23 protein-coding genes are annotated in these 24,879 nt (G+C 67.3%); 2 read left to right on the forward strand and 21 right to left on the reverse strand.

The window, feature by feature from the left end; translation table 11 throughout:
- Positions 1–15: 15 nt before the first annotated feature.
- The 7 genes from pyrF to pyrR are packed head-to-tail and all read right to left on the reverse strand — an operon-like array spanning position 16 to position 8,992.
- The gene (pyrF, locus tag ACTHQX_RS04505) at positions 16–876 is read right to left on the reverse strand and encodes an orotidine-5'-phosphate decarboxylase (RefSeq protein ID WP_236803465.1); all 861 of its coding nucleotides are present in this window, start codon (positions 874–876) and stop codon (positions 16–18) included.
- Positions 869–4,213: a carbamoyl-phosphate synthase large subunit gene (carB, locus tag ACTHQX_RS04510; RefSeq protein ID WP_236803466.1), complete on the reverse strand. Its 3,345-nt coding sequence runs from the start codon at positions 4,211–4,213 to the stop codon at positions 869–871. Before carB ends, pyrF begins: the two co-directional genes overlap by 8 nt.
- On the reverse strand, positions 4,213–5,544 hold the full coding sequence (carA, locus tag ACTHQX_RS04515; RefSeq protein ID WP_440156141.1) for a glutamine-hydrolyzing carbamoyl-phosphate synthase small subunit: 1,332 nt from the start codon (positions 5,542–5,544) through the stop codon (positions 4,213–4,215). Before carA ends, carB begins: the two co-directional genes overlap by 1 nt.
- Positions 5,525–6,043 carry a PH-like domain-containing protein gene (locus tag ACTHQX_RS04520; RefSeq protein WP_236803468.1) on the reverse strand — a complete coding sequence of 173 codons (519 nt, stop codon included), beginning with the start codon at positions 6,041–6,043 and terminating at the stop codon, positions 5,525–5,527. The genes carA and ACTHQX_RS04520 overlap by 20 nt, the downstream gene beginning before the upstream one ends.
- Positions 6,043–7,416, reverse strand: coding sequence for a dihydroorotase (locus ACTHQX_RS04525; protein ID WP_236803469.1), 1,374 nt, complete (start codon positions 7,414–7,416; stop codon positions 6,043–6,045). Before ACTHQX_RS04525 ends, ACTHQX_RS04520 begins: the two co-directional genes overlap by 1 nt.
- The gene (locus tag ACTHQX_RS04530; RefSeq protein WP_236803470.1) at positions 7,416–8,411 is read right to left on the reverse strand and encodes an aspartate carbamoyltransferase catalytic subunit; all 996 of its coding nucleotides are present in this window, start codon (positions 8,409–8,411) and stop codon (positions 7,416–7,418) included. Before ACTHQX_RS04530 ends, ACTHQX_RS04525 begins: the two co-directional genes overlap by 1 nt.
- Positions 8,408–8,992 (reverse strand): bifunctional pyr operon transcriptional regulator/uracil phosphoribosyltransferase PyrR, encoded by a 585-nt coding sequence (gene pyrR / locus ACTHQX_RS04535; RefSeq protein WP_236803471.1) that lies wholly within the window; start codon positions 8,990–8,992, stop codon positions 8,408–8,410. The genes ACTHQX_RS04530 and pyrR overlap by 4 nt, the downstream gene beginning before the upstream one ends.
- A gap of 178 nt (positions 8,993–9,170) precedes the next feature.
- Here pyrR and ACTHQX_RS04540 point away from each other — a divergent pair, with 178 nt between their 5' ends.
- Positions 9,171–10,415 carry a PrsW family intramembrane metalloprotease gene (locus tag ACTHQX_RS04540; protein ID WP_236803472.1) on the forward strand — a complete coding sequence of 415 codons (1,245 nt, stop codon included), beginning with the start codon at positions 9,171–9,173 and terminating at the stop codon, positions 10,413–10,415.
- A gap of 87 nt (positions 10,416–10,502) precedes the next feature.
- Here ACTHQX_RS04540 and nusB read toward each other — a convergent pair whose 3' ends face one another.
- The 14 genes from nusB to ACTHQX_RS04610 all read right to left on the reverse strand — a co-directional run bounded on the left by nusB (position 10,503) and on the right by ACTHQX_RS04610 (position 24,124).
- Positions 10,503–10,913: a transcription antitermination factor NusB gene (gene nusB / locus ACTHQX_RS04545; protein WP_003800750.1), complete on the reverse strand. Its 411-nt coding sequence runs from the start codon at positions 10,911–10,913 to the stop codon at positions 10,503–10,505.
- Entirely contained in the window at positions 10,913–11,476 is a 564-nt protein-coding gene (efp, locus tag ACTHQX_RS04550; protein ID WP_102972375.1) for an elongation factor P, read from the reverse strand. Before efp ends, nusB begins: the two co-directional genes overlap by 1 nt.
- Before the next feature lie 188 nt (positions 11,477–11,664).
- The gene (locus tag ACTHQX_RS04555; RefSeq protein WP_440156138.1) at positions 11,665–12,183 is read right to left on the reverse strand and encodes a tetratricopeptide repeat protein; all 519 of its coding nucleotides are present in this window, start codon (positions 12,181–12,183) and stop codon (positions 11,665–11,667) included.
- Complete coding sequence (gene aroB, locus ACTHQX_RS04560) at positions 12,183–13,271, reverse strand: 3-dehydroquinate synthase (protein WP_111905429.1); 1,089 nt, start codon at positions 13,269–13,271, stop codon at positions 12,183–12,185. Before aroB ends, ACTHQX_RS04555 begins: the two co-directional genes overlap by 1 nt.
- Complete coding sequence (locus ACTHQX_RS04565) at positions 13,268–13,909, reverse strand: shikimate kinase (RefSeq protein ID WP_440156137.1); 642 nt, start codon at positions 13,907–13,909, stop codon at positions 13,268–13,270. The genes aroB and ACTHQX_RS04565 overlap by 4 nt, the downstream gene beginning before the upstream one ends.
- Positions 13,909–15,108, reverse strand: coding sequence for a chorismate synthase (aroC, locus tag ACTHQX_RS04570; RefSeq protein WP_440156135.1), 1,200 nt, complete (start codon positions 15,106–15,108; stop codon positions 13,909–13,911). Before aroC ends, ACTHQX_RS04565 begins: the two co-directional genes overlap by 1 nt.
- A 26-nt stretch (positions 15,109–15,134) precedes the next feature.
- Positions 15,135–15,995, reverse strand: a complete 861-nt coding sequence (locus tag ACTHQX_RS04575) for a shikimate dehydrogenase (protein WP_440156134.1) — start codon at positions 15,993–15,995, stop codon at positions 15,135–15,137.
- Positions 15,992–17,689 (reverse strand): endolytic transglycosylase MltG, encoded by a 1,698-nt coding sequence (gene mltG, locus ACTHQX_RS04580; protein WP_236803478.1) that lies wholly within the window; start codon positions 17,687–17,689, stop codon positions 15,992–15,994. Before mltG ends, ACTHQX_RS04575 begins: the two co-directional genes overlap by 4 nt.
- Positions 17,686–18,288, reverse strand: coding sequence for a Holliday junction resolvase RuvX (gene ruvX, locus ACTHQX_RS04585; RefSeq protein WP_236803479.1), 603 nt, complete (start codon positions 18,286–18,288; stop codon positions 17,686–17,688). Before ruvX ends, mltG begins: the two co-directional genes overlap by 4 nt.
- Before the next feature lie 6 nt (positions 18,289–18,294).
- A complete protein-coding gene (gene alaS, locus ACTHQX_RS04590; protein WP_236803480.1) occupies positions 18,295–20,973 on the reverse strand; it encodes an alanine--tRNA ligase in 2,679 nt (892 codons plus the stop codon).
- Between the two features lie 106 nt (positions 20,974–21,079).
- Entirely contained in the window at positions 21,080–21,310 is a 231-nt protein-coding gene (locus ACTHQX_RS04595; protein ID WP_236803481.1) for a DUF6167 family protein, read from the reverse strand.
- A 19-nt stretch (positions 21,311–21,329) separates the two neighbouring features.
- Entirely contained in the window at positions 21,330–21,704 is a 375-nt protein-coding gene (locus ACTHQX_RS04600; RefSeq protein ID WP_111905421.1) for a DUF948 domain-containing protein, read from the reverse strand.
- A gap of 145 nt (positions 21,705–21,849) precedes the next feature.
- Complete coding sequence (gene rpsD, locus ACTHQX_RS04605) at positions 21,850–22,476, reverse strand: 30S ribosomal protein S4 (RefSeq protein WP_190602692.1); 627 nt, start codon at positions 22,474–22,476, stop codon at positions 21,850–21,852.
- Positions 22,477–22,645: 169 nt separating this feature from the next.
- Positions 22,646–24,124: a replication-associated recombination protein A gene (locus ACTHQX_RS04610; protein ID WP_236803482.1), complete on the reverse strand. Its 1,479-nt coding sequence runs from the start codon at positions 24,122–24,124 to the stop codon at positions 22,646–22,648.
- Between the two features lie 61 nt (positions 24,125–24,185).
- Here ACTHQX_RS04610 and ACTHQX_RS04615 point away from each other — a divergent pair, with 61 nt between their 5' ends.
- Positions 24,186–24,875: an acVLRF1 family peptidyl-tRNA hydrolase gene (locus tag ACTHQX_RS04615; protein ID WP_440156131.1), complete on the forward strand. Its 690-nt coding sequence runs from the start codon at positions 24,186–24,188 to the stop codon at positions 24,873–24,875.
- The last annotated feature ends 4 nt before the right edge of the window (positions 24,876–24,879 follow it).

Consider the following 24,879-nt stretch of genomic DNA (forward strand, 5'->3'; position numbering starts at 1 on the left):
GGAGAAATCAATGGACTATTCCGAGCGGAGTCCGGCGAGGGTGCGCTCCGCCGCCTCGGTCAGCTCCCGGACGCCCGGGCCGGCCTTGAGGATGTCCCGGCTGGACGTTCCCAAAACCTGGGGATAGGCGGCGCCGAAGGTCTTCCGCAGGTCTGCGGGTGTCGCCCCCTGCGCGCCCAGGCCCGGGGCCAGGATCGGCCCGCGTACGGTGCCCAGGTCAAGCTGCAGGTCCGCCAGAGCCGTGCCCACCGTGGCTCCCACCACGAGGCCCACCGAGCCCATGGCGCCGGAGTAGCGTTCGTTCTCCCCCGCCGCGGCCTGGACAATCCGGCGTGCCACGGAATCGCTTCCGCCCACGTGCTGCACCGAAGCTCCCTCCGGGTTGGAGGTCAGAGCCAGGACAAACACGCCCCGGCCGTGTTCCGCAGCGAGATCCAGTGCCGGCCGGAGCGACTCGAAACCCAGGTACGGGCTCAGCGTCACGGAATCCGCGGCAAGGGCAGAGCCGTCCCGGAGCCAGGCGTCGGCGTAGGCGGCCATGGTGGAACCGATATCGCCGCGCTTCGCGTCGGCGATGGTCAGCACGCCCTCGTCCCGGGCGGTGGCGAGAACCTCTTCGAGGACTGCCATTCCGGCCGACCCGTGCCGTTCGTACAGTGCCACCTGCGGCTTGACCGCGGCAGCGAGCGAAGCCACCGCCTCCAGGGCGGTGAGCGAAAAGCGCCTCAGGCCGGCGACGTCGTCGTCCAAGCCCCAGCTGGCCAGAAGCGCAGGGTGGGGATCAATCCCGACGCACAGCGGACCGCGGTCCGCCATGGCGCGGCCCAGCCGGGAGCCAAACGACTCCCGGCCGGTACCTGTCGTTGCCTCAGGCATTCTGCGCTGCCGGGCTCTGCGCCGCTGCCTTCTGCAGGGCGGCCTCCTGCGACGCAGCGAGGGCTGCGGCGTGCTCCTGCAGGCTGGTCACGGACCAGGCGTAGGTGCGCAGGGCCTCGATGGCCTGGACGGCCGCGTTGAACTCGGCCACGGTGGTGATGCAGGGGATGCCGATGGACGTGGCGGCCGCACGGAGTTCGTACCCGTCGCTGCGGGCCTCGCCGCCGGACGGGGTGTTGAACACCATGTCGATTTCGCCGGCCACCACGAGGTCGGCGATGGTGCCTTCACCCTCGGCGCTGCTGCCCTCGGCCACCTTGCGCACCGGAGTGGCCTGGATGCCGTTGCGGCGCAGGACGTCGGCGGTGCCGCCGGTGGAGACGATCTCGAAGCCAAGGTCGGAGAGGCGCTTGACGCCCATGATCACCGAGCGTTTGTCCCGGTTGGCCACGGACACGAAGATCTTGCCTTCGGTGGGCAGGGCGTTGTTGGCGCCGGCCTGGCTCTTGGCGAAGGCGGTGTCGAAGTGCTTGTCGATGCCCATGACCTCGCCGGTGGAACGCATCTCCGGGCCGAGCAGTGAGTCCACGACCTTGCCTTCGAGCGTGCGGAAGCGGCTGAACGGCAGGACGGCTTCCTTGACGGAGACAGGAGCATCCAGCGGCAGCGTGGACCCGTCACCGGTCTCGGGCAGCATCTTGTAGGCGCTGCGCAGCTGGTTGATGGTCACGCCGGTGCCGATCAGGGCTGCGGCCTTGGCCATCTGCACGCCGGTGGCCTTGGACACGAACGGCACGGTCCGGGACGCGCGGGGGTTGGCTTCCAGGACGTACAGGACGTCGGAGGCCAGCGCGAACTGGATGTTGATGAGGCCACGGACGCCCACGCCCTCCGCGATGGCCCGAGTGGCGGTGCGGACGCGTTCGAGAACGTTGTTGCCCAGTGTGATGGGCGGCAGGACGCACGCGGAGTCGCCGGAGTGGATGCCGGCTTCCTCGATGTGCTCCATGATGCCGCCCAGGTACATGTCCGTGCCGTCGAAGAGGGCGTCGACGTCGATTTCGACGGCGTCCTCGAGGAAGCGGTCGATCAGCACCGGGTGGTCCGGGGTGATCTCGGTGGCGTTGGCAATGTAGCGGGACAGGTTGGGCTCGTCGTAGACGATTTCCATGCCGCGGCCGCCCAGGACGTAGGACGGGCGGACCAGGACCGGGTAACCGATCTCGTCGGCGATCTTCTTGGCGTCCTCGAAGGAAACGGCGGTGCCGTTTTTCGGGGAGACCAGGCCGGATTCGTCCAGCACCCGGGCGAAGGCGCCGCGGTGCTCGGCGAGGTCGATCGCCTCGGGCGAGGTGCCCAGGATGGGCACGCCGGCGTCGGCCAGCTGCTGGGCCAGCTTCAGCGGGGTCTGGCCGCCGAGCTGGACGAAGACGCCCATCACACCGCCGGTGCGTTCCTCGGCCGCGATGACTTCGAGGACGTCCTCGAGGGTCAGCGGCTCGAAGTACAGCCGGGTGGAGATGTCGTAGTCCGTGGAGACGGTTTCCGGGTTGCAGTTGACCATGACGGTCTCGTAGCCGGCCTTGCGCAGGGCCATGGAGGCGTGGACGCAGGAGTAGTCGAACTCGATGCCCTGGCCGATGCGGTTGGGTCCGGAGCCGAGGATGAGGATGGACGGCTTGGAGTGCAGCGCCACCTCGTCCTCCTCGTCGTAGGCCGAGTAGTGGTACGGCGTGTAGGCCGCGAACTCTGCGGCGCAGGTGTCCACGGTCTTGTAGACCGGGCGGATGCCCAGTGCCTGGCGGACACCGCGGACAACAGCCTCGGAGTTGTGGGTCAGCGCACCGATCTGTTCGTCGGAGAAGCCGTGCCGCTTGGCGTTGCGGAGCATGTCCTCGGTGAGGGCGCCGGAGCGGCGGATCTCCTGGGAGATCTCGTTGAGCAGCTGCAGCTGGTCAAGGAACCACGGGTCGATCTTGGTGGCCTCGAAGAGGTCCTCCACGCTGGCGCCGCCCAGCAGGGCGCGCTGCACCTGGTGCAGGCGTTCCGTCGTGGGGCGCTTGGCCTTCTCGATGAGCTCCGGGACTTCCCATTCGGGGACGGAGCTGAAGTCCAGCTGCGAGCCCTTCTGCTCGAGGGAGCGCAGGGCCTTCTGCAGGGCTTCGGTGAAGTTGCGGCCCATGGCCATGGCCTCGCCCACAGACTTCATGGTGGTGGTGAGGGTGTTGTCGGCAGCGGGGAACTTCTCGAACGCGAACCGCGGGACCTTGACCACCACGTAATCGAGCGTGGGCTCGAAGGAGGCGGGGGTCTTCTGCGTGATGTCGTTCGGGATCTCGTCCAGGGTGTAGCCGAGCGAGAGCTTGGTGGCGATCTTGGCGATGGCAAAGCCCGTGGCCTTGGACGCCAGCGCCGAGGAACGGGACACGCGCGGGTTCATTTCGATGACCACCACGCGCCCGGTCGCGGGATCGATGGCGAACTGGATGTTACAGCCGCCGGTGTCCACGCCGACTTCACGGATGACGGCGATGGAGATGTCGCGGAGCCGCTGGTATTCGCGGTCGGTGAGGGTCAGTGCGGGGGCCACGGTGATGGAGTCGCCGGTGTGCACGCCCACGGGATCGAAGTTCTCGATGGAACAGACGACAACCACGTTGTCGTTCTTGTCCCGCATCATTTCGAGCTCGTATTCCTTCCAGCCCAGGATGCTCTCTTCAAGCAGCACCTCGCTGGTGGGGCTGTACTGCAGGCCCTGGCCGACGATGCGGCGGAGGTCCTCTTCGTTGTACGCCAGGCCGGAACCGAGGCCGCCCATGGTGAAGGAGGGGCGGACCACCATGGGGTAGCCGAGGTCTTCGGCTGCCTTCAGCGCCTCGTCCATGGTGTGGATGATGTGGCTGCGGGCGGATTCCGCGCCGCAGCGCTCCACGACGCCCTTGAACTTCTCGCGGTCCTCGCCGAGCTCGATCGCGGCGATGTTCGCGCCGATCAGTTCCACGTTGTACTTCTCCAGCACACCGTTCTTGTCCAGCGCGATGGCGGTGTTCAGCGCCGTCTGGCCGCCCAGGGTGGGCAGCACTGCATCCGGGCGCTCCTTGGCGATGATCTTTTCCACCACCTCGGGGGTGATGGGCTCGATGTAGGTGGCATCGGCGAACTCCGGGTCGGTCATGATGGTGGCCGGGTTGGAGTTGACGAGGATGACCCGCAGGCCTTCCTCCTTGAGGACGCGAAGGGCCTGCGTGCCGGAGTAGTCGAATTCAGCGGCCTGGCCGATGACGATCGGGCCGGAACCGATGACCAGGACGCTCTTAAGGTCAGTTCTCTTGGGCATTACTTCTTGTCCTCAGTCTTGTTGTCAGTCGTGGTCGGCTCGGCGTCGTTCTGCCGGGCCTCTGCGGGGTGCTGGGCGTCCACCGGTTCCTTGGACAGGTTGGCGGTGCGGCCGTCCCGGGACCCTTCCATCAGCTCGATGAAACGGTCGAAGAGGTAGGCGGCGTCGTGCGGTCCGGCGGCGGCTTCCGGGTGGTACTGGACAGAGAACGCAGGGATGTCCAGGCAGGCCAGGCCTTCAACGACCTCGTCGTTCAGGCTGACGTGGCTGACCTCGACCCGTCCGTAGCGCTCTTCCGGGGCGTTGGTGGGGCCGTCCAGCGGGGCGTCGACGGCGAAACCGTGGTTCTGCGAGGTGATTTCCACCTTGCCCGTGCGGCGGTCCATGACGGGCTGGTTGATGCCGCGGTGGCCGTAACGCAGTTTGTAGGTGCCGAAGCCGAGGGCGCGGCCCAGGATCTGGTTGCCGAAACAGATGCCGAAGTACGGCAGCTTCTCGTCCAGGACGGTGCGGAGCAGTTTGACCTGGTTGTCGGCGGTGGCGGGGTCGCCGGGGCCGTTGGACATGAAGAAACCGTCGGGGCTGACGGCCTTGACGTCGTCGATGGTGGCCGTGGCGGGCAGCACGTGCACGCGGACGCCGCGCTCGGCGAAGCGCACCGGCGTCATGGCCTTGATGCCGAGGTCGATCGCCGCGATGCTGAAGCGCGCGTCGCCGTCCCAGCCGTGGTCCTTCGGCTCCACCACGTAGGCTTCGTCGATGCTGACTTCCTCGGCAAGCCGGGCGCCTTCCATCGGCTCACTGGCGAGCACGGCGTCGACGAGGTCCTTGTCCGTGGCCTTGGCGGCCTCGCCGGAGAAGATGCCCGCGCGCATGGTCTTGTGCTCGCGCAGGTGGCGGGTGATGGCCCGGGTGTCCACGCCCTGGATGCCGACGATGCCCTGCTCGACGAGTTCGGAGTCAAGAGATCGCTCAGAGCGCCAGTTGGACGGGCGGCGGGCGGCGTCCCGGACAATGTAGCCGGCCACCCAGATGCGGCGGGATTCCGCGTCGTCGCTGTTTACACCGGTGTTGCCGATGTGCGGGGCCGTCTGCACCACCAGCTGGCGTGCGTAGGACGGGTCGGTAATGGTCTCCTGGTAGCCGGTCATGCCGGTGGCGAAGACCGCTTCCCCCAGGGCGGTGCCCTGCGCGCCGTAGCTGCGGCCGCGGAAGAGGCGGCCGTCTTCGAGCACCAGGACGGCGGGGGCGGATGCTGCGGCCTGCGGCGCAGTTCCTGCGTTTACTGTCACTTCGGTTTCCGTCACTTTATTACTTTCCACTATGGGCACCTGCCTGGGGGCCTGGGGAGATCATTTCCTGAAGTTGTTGAAGGACGGCCGGCTTGTCCGCGGCGCGGCGGGTGCGGAAGCCGGTGTCCAGGGCGTGGGTTCCGAGCGTCCAGCTGAGGATCAGCAGCCCGTCCTTTTCCACGAATTTACCGGCCATCCCGCTGTCCTGCCGAACACCGGCCAATGAGGACGCCGGGATGAACAGCGGCCCTGCGCCGGAGCGGTCCAGCAGCACGCCCTCCGGGTGGATGGTTATCTGCGCGTTGGTGCGGATGCCGAGGCCGTGCACGGCAATCCTGTCCAGCCAGTCCCCCGCCGTGGTGGAGGCCACGTACTGGCCGTCCGCCGAAACCAGCGGCTCGCCCAGCCCGGCAGGAACCGCCGGCAGCTGTGCGATGTCGGACTGCCGCCGGAGCCGGTTGCGCCAGCCGATCCAGATCAGGACAAAGACGACGGCGACTACCGCCAGCATCGCAAGTCCGGGAAGGACTTTTTCCATCAGTTCGCGCCCGCGGCGCCGGCAACCGGCGCTTCCGAGGGGTAGCGGTAGGGCGTGTTCAGCTTGCCATCCAGGACCGTGGGGTGGCCCTTGAAGAACGTGGCCACTACCTTGCCCGGGAGTTCCATGCCGCGGAACGGCGAGTTGCGTCCCATGGTGGCCATCGCGGAAGGGTCCACGGTCCAGCGCGCGGCCGGGTCCACGAGGACAATGTTGGCGGGTTCGCCCTTCTCGAGCGGCCGGCCCTGGTCCGAGAGGCGACCGATGCCGGCCGGCGCAATGGAGGTGACCCGGGCAAAGTCGGCCCAGGTCATCAGGCCGGTCTCGATCATGGCGTGCTGCACCACGGACAGCGCCGTTTCCAGCCCGGTCATGCCCATGGCCGCCTGTGCCCACTCGCATTCCTTGTGCTCGCTCGGGTGCGGGGCATGGTCGGTGCCGACGACGTCGATGGTGCCGTCGGCAAGGGCCGCGCGCAGCGCCTGGACGTCGTCGTTGGTGCGCAGCGGCGGGTTGACCTTGTAGACGGGGTCGTAGCTGCGGACCAGGTCATCCGTGAGCAGCAGGTGGTGCGGGGTCACTTCGGCAGTGACGTTGATGCCGCGGCTCTTGGCCCAGCGGATGATCTCGACCGAGCCTGCGGTGGACACATGGCAGACGTGGAGCCGGGAGCCCACGTGCTGGGCCAGCAGGACGTCGCGGGCGATGATGCTTTCCTCGGCCACTGCCGGCCAGCCGGTCAGGCCCAGGACCGCGGAGACTTCGCCCTCGTTCATCTGGGCACCGGCGGTGAGGCGCGGTTCCTGCGCGTGCTGGGCCACGACGCCGTCGAACGCCTTGACGTACTCAAGGGCGCGGCGCATCAGGACGGGATCGTGAACGCAGATGCCGTCGTCGGAGAACATGCGGACCTGGGCGCGGGAGTCGGCCATCGCGCCGAGTTCGGCGAGCTGCTCGCCGGCAAGACCCACAGTGACGGCCCCCACCGGGCGGACGTCCACCCAGCCGGCGGCACGGCCCAGGCTGTACACCTGCTCCACCACGCCGGCGGTGTCCGCCACCGGGGTGCTGTTGGCCATGGCGTGCACGGCCGTGAAGCCGCCGAGGGCTGCGGCGCGGGTTCCGGTTTCCACCGTTTCGGCGTCTTCGCGGCCCGGTTCGCGGAGGTGGGTGTGGACGTCCACCATGCCCGGCAGCGCGACGAGTCCGCCGGCGTCGATCACGGTGGCGCCCTCAGCTGCGTCCGCAGCTGTGACTGTCTCTGACAGGTTGGCGCCACGGGCCGTGATCACGCCGCCGCGGATGAGCAGGTCCTCGGCGTCGCCGCCAAGGATCGCTGCACCGCGGATAAGGTACGTGGTTTCTTCAGCCATCAGTTGCTCTCCTTCAGGGTGGCGGCTGGTTCACGGGTATCCCCGGAGAGCAGCAGGTACAGGGCGGCCATGCGGATGGACACACCATTCTTCACCTGCGCGAGCACGGTGGAACGGGGCGAATCGGCGGCGGCCGCGGAAATTTCCAGGCCCCGGTTCATGGGGCCGGGGTGCATGATGATGGTGTCCTTGAGGCCCAGGCTGTCCAGCGCGCGGAGCCTGTTGTCGTCGAAACCCCAGCGGCGGGAGTACTCCCGGGTGGACGGGAAGAAGGAGGCGTTCATCCGCTCGCCCTGGACGCGCAGCATCATGACCGCGTCGACGCCCTTTTCCAAGGTCTCGTCAATGTCGTAGCTGATGCTGCAGGGCCAGCGTTCGACGCCGATGGGCAGCAGTGTGGGTGGCGCCACCAGGGTCACGTCGGCTCCGAGCGTGCGCAGGAGCCAGACGTTGGACCGCGCCACGCGGGAGTGCAGGACGTCGCCGGCGATGGCGACGCGCATGCCACGCAGGTCCGCACCCGTGGACGGCAGGCCGGAGAGCTTGGTCCAGTGCCTCCGCATGGTGAACGCGTCAAGCAGCGCCTGGGTGGGGTGTTCGTGGGTGCCGTCGCCGGCATTGATCACTGCGGCGTCGATCCAGTCGGTGGCTGCCAGCCGGTGCGGTGCACCGGAGGCCCAGTGGCGGATCACGACGGCGTCAGCACCCATGGCGGACAGCGTCTGGGCGGTGTCCTTGAGGGACTCGCCCTTGGAGACCGACGATCCCTTGGCCGCGAAGTTGATGACGTCGGCGGAGAGCCGCTTGGCTGCGGCTTCGAAGGAAATGCGGGTCCTGGTGGAATCCTCGAAGAAGAGGTTCACCACTGTCCGTCCGCGCAGGGCGGGAAGCTTCTTGACCTCGCGCTCCCCCACGGTCGACATCTCTTCGGCGGTGTCGAGGATGCGGACGGCGTTGGACAGGCTGAGGTCTTCAGTGGAGAGCAGGTGCTTCATGCGCCGCCCTCGATTACCACTTCGTTGACTTCCTGGCCGTCGATGGCGTCGGTCTCCTCGAGCCGGACCCGAACCTTCTCGGCGGAGGACGTGGGCAGGTTCTTGCCCACGTGGTCGGCGCGGATGGGAAGTTCGCGGTGGCCCCGGTCAATCAGGACGGCCAGGCGCACAATGCGCGGCCGGCCGAGGTCCACGAGCGCGTCCAGGGCAGCGCGGATGGTCCGGCCGGAGTACAGGACGTCGTCGATCAGCACGACTACCTTATTGTCGATGCCCGTCAGCGGCAGCTGTGTACGGTGCGGCGGCCGCGTGGGCTGGTGGGAAAGGTCGTCCCGGAACATGGTCACGTCCAGCTGGCCGACGATGGCTGCGGCGTCCACGGTGGGATCGGCGGCGGCGATTTTCTGGGCGAGCCGGACGGCGAGCGGGTAGCCGCGGCGGGGAATGCCCAGCAGCACCAGGTCCTGGGAGCCTTTGTTGGCCTCGAGGATTTCATGGGCGATACGAGTGAGGGCACGGTCGATGTCCGCCTGGTTGAGAACAACCCTGGCCGGAACCGGTGCCTGCGTGACAGAAGTCATCGCTCGTCTCCCCTTTCCCCGCCTCACGGGACGGAATTAAAAAAGGAACATTTGCCTTCCAAAATTACCACACGGGCGTCTGTCCCCGACCCCCGGCAGAGAGCGTCGTCCGTCACACCGCGGGGCTTCTCGTAACCCTGTGCTTTGTTGCCCACAGCGGGGCACATAGGCTCTGTCTATGTCGATGAACCCGCAGCAGAGGCAGTTCCCCGGACCTGAGTTCAACGGGCAGCCCACGAATCCCAGCTGGATGGGCCACGTCCAGCCGCAGAACTACCGGCCGGCGCCCGGGCACCGCGGCGGTGCCGTGTACCAGGTCATCCCGGAGGCCGCGTCCACCGTGGCCGCCCGCCCGGGGGCAGGGACGCTGGGGCTCGTGGTGGGTGGCGGGATCCTTGCCTTCGTCAGCCTTTTCCTCGTGGTGCCGTTCCTCCTGTCCAGCACCGGCGTCACCGGCTTCGTCATCGGTTTTGTTGCCTCCCTCATCCCGTTGGCGGCGGTGCTGTTCGCCGTCGCCGTCATTGACCGCTGGGAACCCGAGCCCAAGCGCCTGCTGGTGTTCGCCTTCACCTGGGGCGCAGCCGTGTCCATTGCCGTGACACTGCTCATTCAGCCGGTCTTCGCCCTCGCGGCCCCGGCCACCGATGAGGCGTCATTCCGCGATTTCATGACCACGGTGCAGGCACCGGTAGTGGAGGAATTCGCGAAGTCCCTGGGCTTGCTGCTGCTCCTCCTCTTCGCCCGCCGCAACTTTGACGGCCCCGTGGACGGGGTGGTGTTTGCGTTCACCATCGCGGGCGGCTTCGCCTTCACCGAGAACATCCTGTACTTCGGGCGGGCGATCGCCGAGTCCAGCACGCCCGGCAGCGACCTTGTCCAGATCTTCTTCCTGCGCGGGGTGATGTCGCCGTTTGCGCACGCAATCTTCACCGGGACCACCGGCCTGATCATGGGCCTGGCAGCGCGGCGCTGGCATTCCGGCGTCTCCGTGCTCGCCTTCTTCGTGGGCCTGGTTCCCGCCATGATCCTGCACAACCGGTGGAACAGCATGGGACAGGATTTCCTCGCCCAGTACGTGCTGGTGCAGGTCCCAATCTTCCTGCTGGCCGTGGCCTGCATCGTGGTGCTGCGGGTCGCGGAAACACGCCTCACCCGGCAGCGCCTTCAGGAGTACGCCGCCGCGGGATGGTTCGCGCCGGCCGAGGTGGAGCTGCTGTCCACTCCCGGAGGCCGCCGGCAGGCCGTGCGCTGGGCGGGGTCCTACAACCGGGGCGATCAGATGAAGGAGTTCGTCAAGGCGGCGACGCGCCTGGCGTTCACCCGGCAGCGGATCCTCAGCGGCAGGGATGTACAGTCCCACCAGCAGGACGAGGTGCAGCAGCTGCGCCACCTGACCGAACTTCGGGCCGCCGTCCAGCAGTAAGGAACAGTCCAGCAGTAACTGGGCGTCCAGCAGTAATGCAGAAAGCCCTGCCGGGAACCCGGCAGGGCTTTCTGCGCAATACTCAGCTCAGGCGAGCAGGGACGGCTTCAGCTGCTGAAGGCGCCCCAGGAGGCCGTTGATGAACGACGGCGACTCGTCGGTGGAGAGCGTCTTGGCCAGCGCGACAGCTTCGCTGACCGCGACGCCGTCGGGAACGTCGTCGTTGTAGAGCAGCTCCCAGGTGCCGATCCGCAGGATGATGCGGTCCACGGACGGCATCCGCTCAAGGGTCCAGCCCTGCGAGTAGGTCTCCAGGAATTCGTCGATGGTGGCCTGCATCGACACCACGCCTTCAACGATCTCGAGGGTGTACGGATTGACAATCTGGTCGGTCCTCTCGCGGCGCGCACGCAGCACGTCGAAGGCCGAGACAGAGCGCTGCTCGGCCTCGAAGAGGACCTCAAGAGCCCTGTTGCGGGCTTTACCGCGGGCGCTCACTAGTCGTTGACCCGGCCCAGGTAGCTGCCGTCGCGGGTGTCGACCTTGACCTTGGTGTTGTTCTCGACGAACAGGGGCACCTGGATCTCGTAGCCCGTCTCCAGGGTGGCGGGCTTGGTGCCGGCGGAGGAGCGGTCGCCCTGCAGGCCCGGCTCGGTGTAGGTGATTTCGAGGACAACGCTCGGCGGCAGCTCGATGTACAGCGGGTTGCCTTCGTGGATGGCGATGTTGACCATCTGGTTTTCGAGCATGAAGTTGGTGGCGTCGCCCACCGTGGCGCCGGAAACGGTGATCTGGTCGTAGTCCGAGGTGTCCATGAAGACGAAGTCGGCGCCGTCCTGGTACAGGTACTGGTAGTCGCGGCGGTCCACGGTGGCGGTCTCGATCTTGAGGCCGGCGTTGAAGGTCTTGTCGACGACCTTGCCGGACATGACGTTGCGCATCTTGGTGCGCACGAACGCGCCACCCTTGCCCGGCTTGACGTGCTGGAACTCGATGACGTTCCAGAGCTGGCCCTCAAGCTTCAGGACAGTTCCGTTCTTGATGTCGTTTGTGGTTGCCACTGGTTTCCTCTGGTTGTGTCTGACTGGTTCTGGCTGCCAGCTGTTATTTCAAGCAGGCATGCCGAACGGCGCGCCAGCGTGTAGTTATCAAAAATCCAGAAACTATTCTAGCGGAAAAGGCAGGCACAGTTTTCGGGGCCTTTTGGCGGCACGGCCGGAGGACCAGTCAGGTACAGCAGGAAGACCCGTCAGGAGGCCAGTTCGAGAACGTCCCGGGCCCGCTGCAGCGCCACCGTGGAGGAATAGATGAGGGCCGCATCGGCGGACTGGGCGACGCGCAGGTCCAGCGCGCGGGAGAAGGATTCCACCGCGGCACCGATGTTCCCTGCGACGAACTGCGTCCGTCCGAGGTACTGGTGGGCGAGGGCCTCGTTGGCCGTGCCGTGCGCCTCTCCGAGGAGTTGCCGGAAGAGTTCAATGGCACGGTCGTAGCGGTGGGCCACGCGCAGGACATCCGCCTCGTAGGTCCGGAGCCGGAAGGATTCGGGGTCCTTGTAGCGGGCCTCGGCCAGCACTTCGGCCGCGTCGCCGGCGTGACCCTCCACCAGCAGCACCAGGACCCGGTCGGCGGGGTCGGTGGACGCCTCGAGCGCGGCGGCACATGCCTCCTCGCTGGTGATCTCAGGAAGCAGTGATACAGGGTTGATCCGGATTCCCGGGAATCCGCCGTCGGGCCATTCGGTGGTTCCGCCCTGGTCGTCGCGCATCAGGAGGCGATCTCCTGGTAGGCGGCGAAGAGCAGAGAGGTGTCCGGCACGTCCAGGATTCCCGGCTTGGCGATTCCGTCCAGGACTACGAAGCGGAGCAGGTCGCCGCGCGACTTCTTGTCGCGGCGCATGCCGTCGAGGAGCCCCTGCCAGCGGTCGCGCCGGTACGTGACGGGCAGCCCCAGGGATTCGAGGATGCTGCGGTGCCGGTCCGCGTCGGCGTCGCTGAGCCGGCCCACGCTGCGGGACAGCTCGGCCGCGAACATCATGCCCACCGAGACGGCAGCGCCATGCCGCCACGAGTAGCGTTCCACGAGTTCGATGGCGTGGCCCAGGGTGTGGCCGTAGTTGAGGATTTCGCGGAGCCCGGATTCCTTGAGGTCTTCCGAAACGACGCGGGCCTTGACGGCGATGGCCCGTTCGATGAGTTCACGCAGGGCGTCGGAGCCGGGATCCGTGACGGCCTCGGGATCCTTCTCCACGAGGTCCAGGATGGCGGGATCGGCGATGAAGCCGCACTTGATCACCTCGGCCATGCCGGAGATGATCTCGTTCCGGGGCAGGGTCTTCAGGGTGTCGAGGTCGGTGAGGACGGCTGCGGGCGGGTGGAAGGAGCCCACGAGGTTCTTGCCTTCGGCCGTGTTGATGCCGGTCTTGCCGCCCACCGCCGCATCCACCATGCCGAGGAGGCTGGTGGGCATGTGGATGACCTTGACGCCGCGCAGCCAGGTGGCTGCCACGAAACCGGCGAGGTCGGTGACGGCGCCGCCGCCGACGGAGACCACGGCGTCGGAGCGGGTGAAGTCGTTCTGACCGAGCACCTGCCAGCAGAACGCGGCCACCTGGATGTGCTTGCCTTCCTCAGCGTCAGGGATTTCCGCGGTGACGGCGGTGAAGCCGGCAGCGGCCAGTTCATCCCGGACCGTGTCGCCGGTGAGCCGGAGGGCCCGCGGGTGGATGACCAGGACGCGGCGGACGCGCTCCCCCAGCAGTCCCGGCAAGGTGCCGAGCAAGCCGCGGCCAACTACGACGTCGTAGTTGTCCCCGGCAGACTGGCCGGTGACCTTGATGACGGTTGATTCGCTCACTTTTCAACTTCCTGTTTCGCGGCGGCGCTTCCGTTGGCTGCCGTCGTCGCGGTTTTGTTGATCTTGCCGGTGGTGGGTCCGGTTGACTTGCCGGTGGCGAAGTCGCACAGCGCTGCCTCCAGCTTCAGGCCCAGTTGCGGCACGGTTCCCTGCCGGACATCCAGCACGATGTCCGCGAGGCGTTCATAGACAGGCTTCCGGGTCGCGAACAGCGCCTTCCAGCGGCGGATGCCGTCACCCGCGAGCAGCGGACGCCCGGAATTCTTGGCGATCCGTGCGGCGACGGTATCGGCATCGCACTCCAGATAGACCACCGTGCACCGATCCAGCAGCTGCTGGGTGCCGGAGTCCAGGACCGAGCCGCCGCCGAGGGAGACCACCGTGGGCGTGCCGGCAGCGGCTTCGATGATGCGGGCAACGGTCCGGGCCTCAATCTCCCGGAAGGCACGCTCGCCGCGGCTGGCGAAGATATCCGCAATGGAACCGTGGCCCTCCACAATGACCGCGTCGGTGTCCACGAACGGGGCGTCCAGCTGTTGCGCCAACTGCTGCCCGATCGCCGACTTGCCGACCGCCATGGGCCCAATGAGCACAATGGGCCGGTCCCCTGCGGCGCAGGGTGTCTTGCTCCGGGGCACTAGAGTCCGATCGTATCCAGCGACGCCGGAATGTTCTCGAGGTAGCCCCTGATGTTGCGGGCGGTCTCGGCCACGGAGTCGCCGCCGAACTTTTCGGTCACGGCCTCAGCCAGGACCAGAGCAACCATGGCCTCGGCCACCACGCCGGCGGCCGGAACCGCACAGACGTCCGAGCGCTGGTGGTGGGCCTTGGCCGCCTCGCCGGTGCTGATGTCGATGGTCTTCAGGGCGCGCGGCACGGTGGCGATGGGCTTCATGGCGGCGCGGACGCGCAGGACGTCCCCGATGCTCATGCCGCCTTCGATGCCGCCGGCGCGGTTGCTGGTGCGGATGATCCTGCCGTTGGCTTCCTTGACGATCTCGTCGTGGGCGGCGGACCCGCGGCGTGCGGCGGTGAGGAAACCGTCGCCCACCTCAACGCCCTTGATGGCCTGGATGCCCATCAGGGCGGCGGCAAGGCGCGAATCGAGGCGGCGGTCCCAGTGGACGTAGCTGCCGAGTCCCGGGGGCAGTCCGTAGGCAAGAACCTCCACCACGCCGCCGAGGGTTTCGCCTTCCTTGTGGGCGGCGTCCACCTCCGCCACCATGGCGTCGGACGTTTCCCGGTCGAAGCAGCGCAGCGGATCGGCGTCGAGCGCGATCACGTTGTCCGGCACCGGCAGCGGCCGGCCCTCGGGAACGGTCACGCTGGCGATGGAGACGGTGTGGCTGACAAGCTCAATGCCCAGGTGCTTCAGGAACTGTGCGGCAACGGTGCCCATGGCTACACGCGTGGCGGTTTCACGGGCGCTGGCGCGCTCAAGCACGGGACGGGCCTCGTCGAAGCCGTACTTCTGCATGCCGGTAAAGTCGGCGTGCCCCGGGCGCGGCCGGGTCAGCGGGGCGTTGCGGGCCTGTCCCTCGAGTTCCTCGGGGGCTACAGGATCGGCGGACATGATCTGTTCCCACTTGGGCCATTCGGTGTTGCCCACCTGGATGGCGACGGGGCCGCCCTGGGTGATGCCGTGGCGGACACCGCCGAGGATCGTGACGACGTCCTGCTCAAACTTCATCCGTGCCCCGCGGCCGTAGCCGAGCCGCCGGCGGGCAAGGGCATCGGCGATCTGCCCGCTGGTGAGTTCAACACCTGCGGGGACGCCTTCGATAATTCCGACCAGTGCCGGGCCATGGGACTCACCGGCGGTCAACCAACGCAACATAAAAACCATCCTGCCATGTCTGGCGGTCAGGACACCCGCCGGGGTGCCCCGACTGCGTCGCACATCACATCTATGACGCCGGCGCTGCCGGCCTCTGCCAGGCCGGTGAAATGCCGGACCTGCTCCACCGCCTGGTAGAGCAGCATCTCAAGGCCGGGAACCACTGTTCCGCCGCCGGCGTGCCACGCGGCGGCAATCCGGCTGGGCCAGGGATCGTAGGCGACGTCCAGCATGACGCCGTCAGTGCGCCGCCCGAGCGCCTCCAGCTCTGTGGCCATCCCGTCGGCCGCCCGCGGCGGCAGCGTGGAGACTACGACGCCGGCGCCCGCCATCGCGTCGACCGCACCTTCGAGGGAATGGACGGTGATGTCCATGCCGAGCCCGCTGGCTGCGGCCTTGGCCTCTTCGGCCCGGGCGGTGTTCCGGACATACAGGTCCACGGACACCGCGCCAAGCTCCTGCAGGGCAGCCACTGCCGCGGCGGCGGTGCCGCCGCCGCCAAGAATGACGCCCGAGGGTCCGTCGGCGGCGCCGGCGTTGCGGAGGGCGTTGACTATCCCAGCAACGTCGGTGTTGTAGCCGATCCGCCTGGTGGCCTCCCCGGCACCTTCGAACACCACGGTGTTGATGACGCCCAGGACCTGGGCCACGCCCCGGACCTCGTCCACCTCGGAGACCATGGCCTTCTTCAGCGGCATGGTGACGGACAATCCCCGCCAGCCGGCCTCGGCGCGGATGGAGTCCATGAACGCCGGCAGTGACTCTTCAGTCACATCAATGGCGCTGTAGCCGATGTCCGCGCCCAGCCGCGCGTAAGCGGCAAGGTGGAGCGCCGGTGACTTCGAATGGCCGATGGGGTGCCCCAGGACGGCTGCCCGCAGGCTCATACGCAGCGGCCCGGGTTGGCCTCGCACCAGGCGTTGTACTGCTCGACGTAGCCGTTGTGCTCGGCCAGCGTCTTGGAGAACTTCGTCTCCTTGGTGTCGAGGTTGATGGTCACCCAGTACAGGTAATCGTTGTCGTTCGGCTTGGCGGCCGCGTCGATGGCATTCTTGCCCGGCGATCCGATCGGCCCGGCGGGCAGGCCCTGGATGGCGTACGTGTTGTACGGGTTGGACTTGTCTGCCTTCTCGGCCTCGTCGATGTGGAACGTCTTCTTGCCCAGGCCGTACGTCACTGTGGCGTCCGATTGAATCAGGCCATTCGTTTCGGTGTTGGTGGGCTTCAGCCGGTTGTAGATGGCGCCGGCGACGTCCTTGTACTCGGCCTGGCCGCCCTCAGCCTGCACGATGCTGGCAACGGTGACGGCGTCGTACTGCTTGGCGGGATCCGTGACGCCCTGTGCCTTCAGTTCATCCTGGGTGGTCTTCACCAGCTTGGTGAGGATCTCCCTGGCGGTGGTTTCCAGCGGAAAACGGTACTCCCCCGGCGCCAGGAACCCTTCCAGGTTCTTTGCCTTCGCGGGCAGTCCGAACTGCTTGGGCGCGTCACTGAGTGCCTTCAGCTGCGCCAGCGAAAGACCGGACCCCTCCGAGATCGCCTGCAGGGATTCATCAATCCGCAGGCCCGCGTTGAGGGCGAAGTACATGACCTTCGCCTGTCCCTCGTTGAGAAGTACGGAGACGGCGTCGGAGTTCTTCATTTCCTGTTTAAAGTCGTACTCCCCCGGCGACAGGGTACCGCCGGATGCGGTCAGGGCTGCTATGAAGGTTTCGGCGTTGGCCACCACCTTCGCGTCTTCGAGCTTGGCAGCAACAGACACCGGACCTTCGCCCGGATCGACCGACACCTTGACCTGGCCGGTGCCGGGACCTGGGAAGTCGCCCGGCTTGTCGTTCCCCAGCAGCGGCTTCAGGAACTGCGCACCGACAACGGTGGCGGTGACGAACAGCGTGAGCGTCAGCAGCAGCGCCACAAGGCGGCGCCGGCGCCGGACTTTCTTGGATGGCCGGGCCACCGTGGCTACGTCTTGGGCGCCGGCCAAGAGCTGGTGCCCCGCGGCCTGTTGCTCGTAGTGCTCATGCTCCTCGTAAGTTTCGTGGTGCTCGTCGTAGTGGTGGCCATCCTCGTAAAGGTGGCCGGGCTCGAACTCGGCATGGTGGCCCTGCGCGAATTCGGCGAAGTGCGGCGCATCTTCCGACTGGGCGACGTGGACCTCCGACTGGGCGTCGTGGACCTCGGGCCCAGCGTCCGCATCCGCGACGGGATCGTGGATGGTGGGCGGAACCGGCGGAGCGTCTGGAACCTCATCGGGTGAAAGAGGCTCGGCAGCAGGAACCGGCTTCGCCGCCGGAGCAGCCGGCATGGCCGCCGTCCGGGGGGCGTTCGAACCGGAAACCGGGGCCGGAGCGGAGACTGAAGCGGAAGCCCCGGTCCGCTGTGCGGCTCCCGCTCCAGCGTGCACCTCTTCGCCGGACTCGTGGGCCTGCTCGGGCACGGCATCGCCGGACTCGTAGGCCTGCTCGGGCACGGCATCGCCGGTGACGGCCTTCTCGCGGGCGCGGATCTCCTTGCGTGTCAGGGGCAGTCCGGCGTCCGTGAAGGGGTCGCCGGAGGAGTCGTCGCTATTGACCGGGCTCACTGTAGCTTTCCATCCTCTGAAGATCGTGTTTCCTTTTCCGGAGACGGCCGTGCAGCAGTTTCTGTTGCGGCGGCGTGTCCGGGCAGCCCCGTACGGGGAAGCGCGTGCACACGGCTCCCCACATCCGTTCCCCTGGCTTTTTGCATGTCGATGGCGTGCTGCAATATTCCCGCAGCCGCAACCTGATCCACCACTTTACGGTGATTTTTGCTGCTCATGCCAGCTTCGTGAAGGTTGCGGTGGGCCGTGACGGTGCTGAGCCGTTCGTCAACCAGGTGTACCGGGACGTCCGAACCGGATCGCTCCAGCTCTTCAACCAGCAGCTGTGCGTACTCGGTGGCCATCCGGGCTGAGGCGTGTTCCTCGCCTTTCATGGTCCGCGGCAGGCCCACAAATATCTGCACGGCTCCCCGGTCCGCCGCCAGCGCGGCGATGATCCGGACGTCCAAATTCTTCTTGGCATTGCGGTCCAGTGTCTTCAGCGGTGTGGCCAGGATCTCGTCCCGGTCACAGATGGCGACGCCAACGCGGACGGTCCCCACGTCCACCCCCAGTTTGATGCCCCGGGGGTGGACGTGCGGCTCAGCGGAAGAAGTCACGGTTTGTTAGCGCCTGGTGATTGAATCAACGACGGCGGACAGTGCGGCGCCCACCTTGGAGGCGTCGGTGCCGCCGCCCTGCGCCACGTCGTCCTTGCCGCCACCGCCGCCGCCGAGGATCCCGGCAGCGAGCCGGACCAGCGCGCCGGCCTTGACTCCGGCTTCACGGGCGGCTTCGTTGGTGGCCACCAGGATGACCGGGCGGTCGTTGCTGACGCCGGCCACGGCAACCGTGGCGGCGTCGGAGCCGAGCCGGCTGCGCAGGTCCAGGGCCAGACCGCGGATGTCGTCGGCACCGCTGACCTGGCCGGCGTCGTGCGCGATAACCCGGACGCCAGCGGCGTCCACGGCGGTTCCGGCGAGCTGGGCAGCAGCGGCCGCGAGCTGTTCCTTGCGGAGCCGCTCGAGTTCCTTTTCCGTGGCCTTCAGCTTGGTGAGGGTCGCGGAGATGCGGTCCGCCAGCTGCCCGGAGGGCACCTTGAGCATCTCGGTGAGTTCGGTCACGAGGGCGCGTTCGGCGGCCAGATGCCGGAAGGCGTCCATGCCGACGAAGGCCTCGACGCGGCGGTTTCCGGATCCGACGGACTGTTCGCCGAGCAGGGACAGGCTGCCGATCAGGGAAGTGTTGGACACATGGGTGCCGCCGCACAGCTCGCGGGACCACGCGCCGTCGATCTCCACAACCCGGACCTCGCTGCCGTAGTTCTCGCCGAACAGCGCCATGGCACCGAGGGCCTTGGCCTCGGCGAGGCCCATGACCTTGGTCTCCACGTGGAAGTTGTTGCGGATGGCGAGGTTGGAGACTTCCTCGACCTCGGACTTGGTGGCGGCGCTCAGTCCTTCACCCCAGGCGAAGTCGAACCGGAGGTACCCGGCCTTGTTGAACGAACCGCGCTGGGTGGCCTGCGGGCCGAGAATCTGGTGCAGCGCCGCGTGCACAATGTGCGTTCCGGTGTGCGCCTGCTGTGCAGCGTGGCGCCGTTCGCGGTCCACCGCGGCACGGACCAGTGCGTCAGAAGCGATCTCGCCTTCGCGGACGATGGCCTTGTGCACGCTTAGGCCCTTGATCGGACGCTGGACGTCCAGTACCTCGACGACGAATCCGTCACCGGTGATGAGGCCGGTGTCGGCTGCCTGGCCGCCAGCCTCAGCGTAGAACGGAGTCTCGGCGAGCACCAGTTCGATTTCGTCGCCGGTGGCTGCCTGGGACACCTTGCTGCCGGCGCTGAGGATGCCGCGGACCCGGGATTCGCCCTCGAGGTCGGTGTAGCCCGTAAAGACGGTTTCGCCTTCTGCCAGGAGTTCCTGGAAGGCGGAGAGGTCGGCATGGCCGCCCTTCTTGCCCTTGGCGTCGGCCTGGGCGCGCTGGCGCTGCTCGAGCATGAGCTTGCGGAACTCGGGCTCGTCCACCTTCAGGCCGGCTTCCTCGGCCATTTCGAGCGTCAGGTCGATGGGGAAGCCGTAGGTGTCGTGCAGCGCGAACGCGTCGGCGCCGGACAGGGAACGCCCGGCAGCTTTCGATTCCTTGACGGCATCCTCAAGGCGGGCAGTGCCGGAGGCGATGGTGCGCAGGAACGCCTTCTCTTCGGCGTAGGCGATCCGGCTGATGCGGTCGAAGTCCGTGTCCACGATGGGGTACACGCCCTTCATGGCGTCGCGCGAGGCGGGCAGCAGGTCCGGCAGGCAGGCCTGTTCCACGCCCAGCAGGCGCATGGAGCGGACCGCGCGGCGGATGAGGCGCCGCAGCACGTAGCCGCGGCCTTCGTTGGAGGGCGTGACGCCGTCGGCGATGAGCATCAGGGAGGACCGGATGTGGTCGGCAACAACGCGCATGCGGACGTCGTCGGTGTGGTGCGGGTCGTCCTCCGTCTCGGCGGAGGTGTATTCCCTGCCCGAGAGCTTGGCGGCCATGTCGATGACCGGGCGCACCTGGTCGGTCTCGTACATGTTCTCGACGTCCTGCAGGATCATGGCGAGGCGTTCCATGCCCAGGCCCGTGTCGATGTTTTTCTTGGGCAGTTCGCCCATGATGTCGAACTCGACCTTCGAGCGGACGTTGTCGATCTGGTACTGCATGAACACGAGGTTCCAGATCTCCACGTACCGGTTCTCGTCGGCAATGGGTCCGCCCTCGGCGCCGTAGGCGGGGCCGCGGTCGTAGTAGATCTCCGAGCAGGGGCCGGCCGGGCCGGGCTGGCCGGTGGACCAGTAGTTGTCCGACTTGCCCATGCGCTGGATGCGCTCGGCGGGGACTCCGGTGTTCTTGAGCCAGAGTTCCTCGGCCTCATCGTCCTCTTCGTACACGGTCACCCACAGCAGCTCCGGCGGAAGGCCGTATCCGCCGTCGGCGACGCTCGTGGTGAGCAGCTCCCACGCGAACTTGATGGCGTCTTCCTTGAAGTAGTCCCCGAAGGAGAAGTTGCCGCACATCTGGAAGAAGGTGCCGTGGCGGGCGGTTTTGCCCACTTCCTCAATGTCACCGGTGCGGATGCACTTCTGGACGCTGGTGGCCCGGGAGTAGGGCGGTTCCTCGCGTGCGGTCAGGTACGGGATGAACGGAACCATGCCGGCAACCGTGAACAGCAGGGAGGGGTCGCTGGAGACCAGCGATGCGGAGGGAACCGCCGTGTGGCCTTTGCTGACGAAAAAATCCACCCAGCGCTTTGTGATCTCCTGCGACTTCATGAGCTGATTACTTACCCTTCTTGGTTCACGCATGCTGGCGCGTGAGAGTTTGATTCAAAGGCAGTCCCGGTGTCGGACGGCACTGCAGGTTTTAATTCTCGCGCGTTTAGCGGCGGGCGAGGTCCTGGGATTCAACACCCAGCGCGGTGCGAAGGTCCGTTTCCCGTTCGCGCATGCCGGCGCGGACGGCGTCGGCGAAGTCGTACACGCCGTCGGCGAGCCGGCCCACGGCCCGGTTCAGGCCCTCGGGCCCGAGCGCGGACTGCGCCTCGGTGACCTTGCGGAACGCGATGACCCCGATGGCCACGCCGATTCCCATCCAGACAAGTCGTTTCATTTCAGTTCTCCGGGTGGGCTTAGCGGCTGCGGCGGCCGGTGGCGGGCTTCTTGCGGGCGGCGAACGCGGAGCGGACGCCGTAGCTGAACGCGGCCACCTTGATCAGCGGCGAGCCGACGGTTGCGGCCACGAGGGAGGACAGCGCGGAGATGTTCGCTGAGGCGTCCGAAACGTTGGACGCAATGCCGTCCACCTTCTTCAGTTGCTGGTTGGTGGTGGAGACCGTTGCGGTGACCTCGTCCATGAGCGGGGTGGCGCCGTCGCTGATGGAGCGGATGGATGTCCGCACCTCGTCGAACACCCGCCCCAGCTTGAGGATGGGCACAGCAAGCAACAGGACCAGGAGCGCAAATACCCCGGCCGCGATCAGGCCGGCAATATCGCCACCAGACATAGACGTTCATCTCCTTGAAACTCCGTGGAACCGTACGGGGCGCGCGGCGGCAAAAGTAGTGGAGCCGCAAATGTCCCCCAAGTACCTTACATACAAAGAAGCCCGCGGCGCTTGCCACGGGCTTCTTTGGATACGCTGCCGGAATTTAGCGTGCGTAGAATTCGACGACGAGCTGCTCTTCGCAGGTCACGGGGACCTCGGAGCGCTTCGGGCGGCGAACCAGGCGGGCCTGCAGGGCGTCCAGCTTGACGTCCAGGTAAGCCGGCACGGCGGGCAGGACGTCGCGGTGTGCGCCGGCTGCTGCAACCTGGAGCGGGACCATGGTCTCGCTGCGGCTGTGTACGTGGACGAGCTGGCCTTCACCGACGCGGAACGACGGGCGGTCAACGCGGATGCCGTCAACCAGGATGTGGCGGTGCACAACCAGCTGGCGGGCCTGGGCGATGGTGCGGGCGAAGCCTGCACGCAGCACGAGGGCGTCGAGACGCATTTCGAGCAGTTCGATCAGGTTTTCACCGGTCAGGCCCTTGGTGCGGCGTGCTTCTTCGAAGGCACGGGTCATCTGGGCTTCGCGGATGCCGTACTGGGCGCGCAGACGCTGCTTTTCGCGCAGACGTACGGCGTAGTCGGAGTCCTGCTTCTTGCGGGCACGGCCATGCTCGCCGGGGCCGTACGGACGGCGCTCCATGTACTTGGCGGCCTTGGGGGTCAGAGCGATGCCGAGTGCACGCGAGAGGCGTGCGGTACGGCGAGCACGAGTGTTGTTAGCCACTTGTGTCCTTCCAATATCTGCGGTGTGTCAGTGTTACTGGCCTCCAAGATGGAGAGCATCGGCCAACCGCTGCCTTTTGCTACTGGGCGCAGGGCATAACCTCATCAACGTGAATTGGTGGGATTGTGCGTCCGAGCCTTGCCAGACAAGGATCAATCTTACCAGAACCTCACTGGCCCCGGACAATCTTCCGGAGGCGCTCAAGCCGGACGGCGATGTCCCGCTCCGCGCCGTTGGCCGTGGGCTCGTAGTAGTCGCGGCCCACGAGGTCGTCCGGCGGATACTGCTGGGCGGCCACCGAATGCGGCGCATCATGGGCGTACTTGTAGCCCACCCCGTGGCCGAGCTGCTTGGACCCGGGATAATGCGCATCGCGCAGGTGCGCCGGGATGCCGTTGCCCAGTCCTGCCCGCACGTCTGCGATGGCCTTGTTGATGCCCATGTAGGCCGCGTTGGACTTCGGCGCTGTGGCTAGGTGGACCACGGCCTCGGCGAGGACGATGCGGCCCTCTGGCATTCCGATGAGCTGCACGGCCTGCGCCGCGGCCACGGCGGTCTGCAGGGCGGTCGGATCCGCCATGCCCACGTCCTCCGCGGCCGAGATCACGATCCGCCGGGCCACGAAGCGCGGGTCCTCCCCCGCTTCCAGCATCCGCGCCAGGTAGTGCAGTGCTGCGTCAACGTCTGACCCGCGGATGGACTTGATGAACGCGCTGGCCACGTCATAGTGCTGGTCCCCTGCGCGGTCGTAGCGGACTGCTGCGGCGTCCAGGGCACGCTCGGTGTGCCGCAGTTCCACGGTGACCGGCTGGCCCGGCACATCTGCAGCAGTGTCACCTTCCGCCGCAACTGAACTGTCGACGTCGTCCGCGTCACCGAACGCAACGCCGGCGGCGGCTTCCAGCGCCGTCAGCGCCCGGCGGGCGTCCCCGCCGGAAAGCCTGACGAGATGTTCCAGTGCCTCGTCGCTGAGCCGGACGTCGTTGTTCAACCCGCGGGGATCCTCAACGGCCCGCACCAGCAGGCCCTCGATGTCCGCGTCGGTGAGCGGCTTGAGCGTCAGGAGCAGGGAGCGGGAGAGCAGCGGCGACACCACCGAAAACGACGGGTTCTCCGTGGTGGCCGCCACCAGCACCACCCAGCCCTTTTCGACGCCGGGCAGCAACGCATCCTGCTGTGCCTTGTTGAAGCGGTGGATCTCGTCGAGGAACAGGACGGTGGTGGTCTTGTACAGGTCACGGGCGGTCAGGGCGTCGTCCATGACGCGGCGGACATCCTTGACGCCGGCGGTGATGGCGGACAGTTCCACGAATTTGCGCCCGGGACCCCGCGCGATCACGTGGGCCAGCGTGGTCTTCCCGGTGCCCGGCGGCCCCCACAGGATGAGCGAGCTGGGGCCGGCCGGCCCGGCGGCTTCGGCCCCGGCTGCCAGCTGCCGCAGCGGGGAACCCTGGCCCAGCAGATGCTGCTGGCCCACCACCTCGTCCACCGTGCGGGGACGCATCCGGACGGCCAGCGGGCCGCGCGGCTGGGTGGAACGGGCCTGCGCGGAACGGGCCTGGCCGGACCGGGACTGGGCCGATTCGGCGGCGTCGTCGTTGTCGCCGTCGTCGCTGTCCTGTAACGCCGAACCAAAGAGATCATCCACATAGATAGGCTACTTCCAGAATCAGCAGGAAAAATCCGGCCACGAAAGCGGGGAATCGGGAATGCCAGGCAGCCGTCCGGAACAGGGACATGCAGTGCGAGGACGGGCAGCGTCCACGAGGACTGCGTTCGTCCCCGGCCCGCGGCTGGCCGGCTGGGTTGAACGGTTCGCCGCCAGCCACGGTGACCTCGGCTATGAGGACCACGACGACGGCGTACGGCTGGCTGCCGCGGACGGCGCCACCGCGCTGCTGGTGGCGCCGTGGCCCGACGACGGGCGGCCGGGGCGGGGATCCGGCCTCGTGGAACGGCTGGCTTCCCTGGCATCCCAGCCGCGCACGGTGGGCCTGCTGCTGGTCCGCCGCGGAGGGTATGGCGTGGCCGTGGCCAGCGAGGGGGTCATCCTCGCTGCCAAAACCGGTTCCAAGTATGTGCAGTCCCGCACCGCCGCGGGCGGCCAGTCGCAGCAGCGGTTCGCCCGGCGCCGCGGCAACCAGGCGGACGCCATGGTGGAGGCCGTGGCGGAGCAGGCGCGGCTGATCTTTGGCGGCCAGGTCTTCGAATACATCCTCCCGGGCGGCGACCGCGGCCTGGCTGACGAAGTTTTGGCGCACCCTGCCCTGAAGCCCTGGGCAGGCCTGCCGCGCCTGGCCTACCTCGACGTCCCCGATCCCCGGGCCGCCGTCCTGAAGAAGGCCGCGGCGGACGCCTGCGCGGTGCGGGTGACGGTGACGGACCCGCCTCCCCGGTAGCCCT

Source organism: Arthrobacter sp. SAFR-023 (genome assembly GCF_051965295.1).
In the GTDB taxonomy this organism is placed as follows: Bacteria; Actinomycetota; Actinomycetes; order Actinomycetales; family Micrococcaceae; genus Arthrobacter.

Bases quoted from the DNA above. Each gene is read 5' to 3' on its own strand.
- pyrF (WP_236803465.1), bottom strand. From the start codon at position 876: ATGCCTGAGGCAACGACAGGTACCGGCCGGGAGTCGTTTGGCTCCCGG.
- carB (WP_236803466.1), bottom strand. From the start codon at position 4,213: ATGCCCAAGAGAACTGACCTTAAGAGCGTCCTGGTCATCGGTTCCGGC.
- ACTHQX_RS04520 (WP_236803468.1), bottom strand. From the start codon at position 6,043: ATGGAAAAAGTCCTTCCCGGACTTGCGATGCTGGCGGTAGTCGCCGTC.
- ACTHQX_RS04525 (WP_236803469.1), bottom strand. From the start codon at position 7,416: ATGGCTGAAGAAACCACGTACCTTATCCGCGGTGCAGCGATCCTTGGC.
- ACTHQX_RS04530 (WP_236803470.1), bottom strand. From the start codon at position 8,411: ATGAAGCACCTGCTCTCCACTGAAGACCTCAGCCTGTCCAACGCCGTC.
- pyrR (WP_236803471.1), bottom strand. From the start codon at position 8,992: ATGACTTCTGTCACGCAGGCACCGGTTCCGGCCAGGGTTGTTCTCAAC.
- ACTHQX_RS04540 (WP_236803472.1), top strand. From the start codon at position 9,171: ATGTCGATGAACCCGCAGCAGAGGCAGTTCCCCGGACCTGAGTTCAAC.
- ACTHQX_RS04555 (WP_440156138.1), bottom strand. From the start codon at position 12,183: ATGCGCGACGACCAGGGCGGAACCACCGAATGGCCCGACGGCGGATTC.
- aroC (WP_440156135.1), bottom strand. From the start codon at position 15,108: ATGTTGCGTTGGTTGACCGCCGGTGAGTCCCATGGCCCGGCACTGGTC.
- ACTHQX_RS04575 (WP_440156134.1), bottom strand. From the start codon at position 15,995: ATGAGCCTGCGGGCAGCCGTCCTGGGGCACCCCATCGGCCATTCGAAG.
- alaS (WP_236803480.1), bottom strand. From the start codon at position 20,973: ATGAAGTCGCAGGAGATCACAAAGCGCTGGGTGGATTTTTTCGTCAGC.
- ACTHQX_RS04595 (WP_236803481.1), bottom strand. From the start codon at position 21,310: ATGAAACGACTTGTCTGGATGGGAATCGGCGTGGCCATCGGGGTCATC.
- ACTHQX_RS04600 (WP_111905421.1), bottom strand. From the start codon at position 21,704: ATGTCTGGTGGCGATATTGCCGGCCTGATCGCGGCCGGGGTATTTGCG.
- ACTHQX_RS04615 (WP_440156131.1), top strand. From the start codon at position 24,186: ATGCCAGGCAGCCGTCCGGAACAGGGACATGCAGTGCGAGGACGGGCA.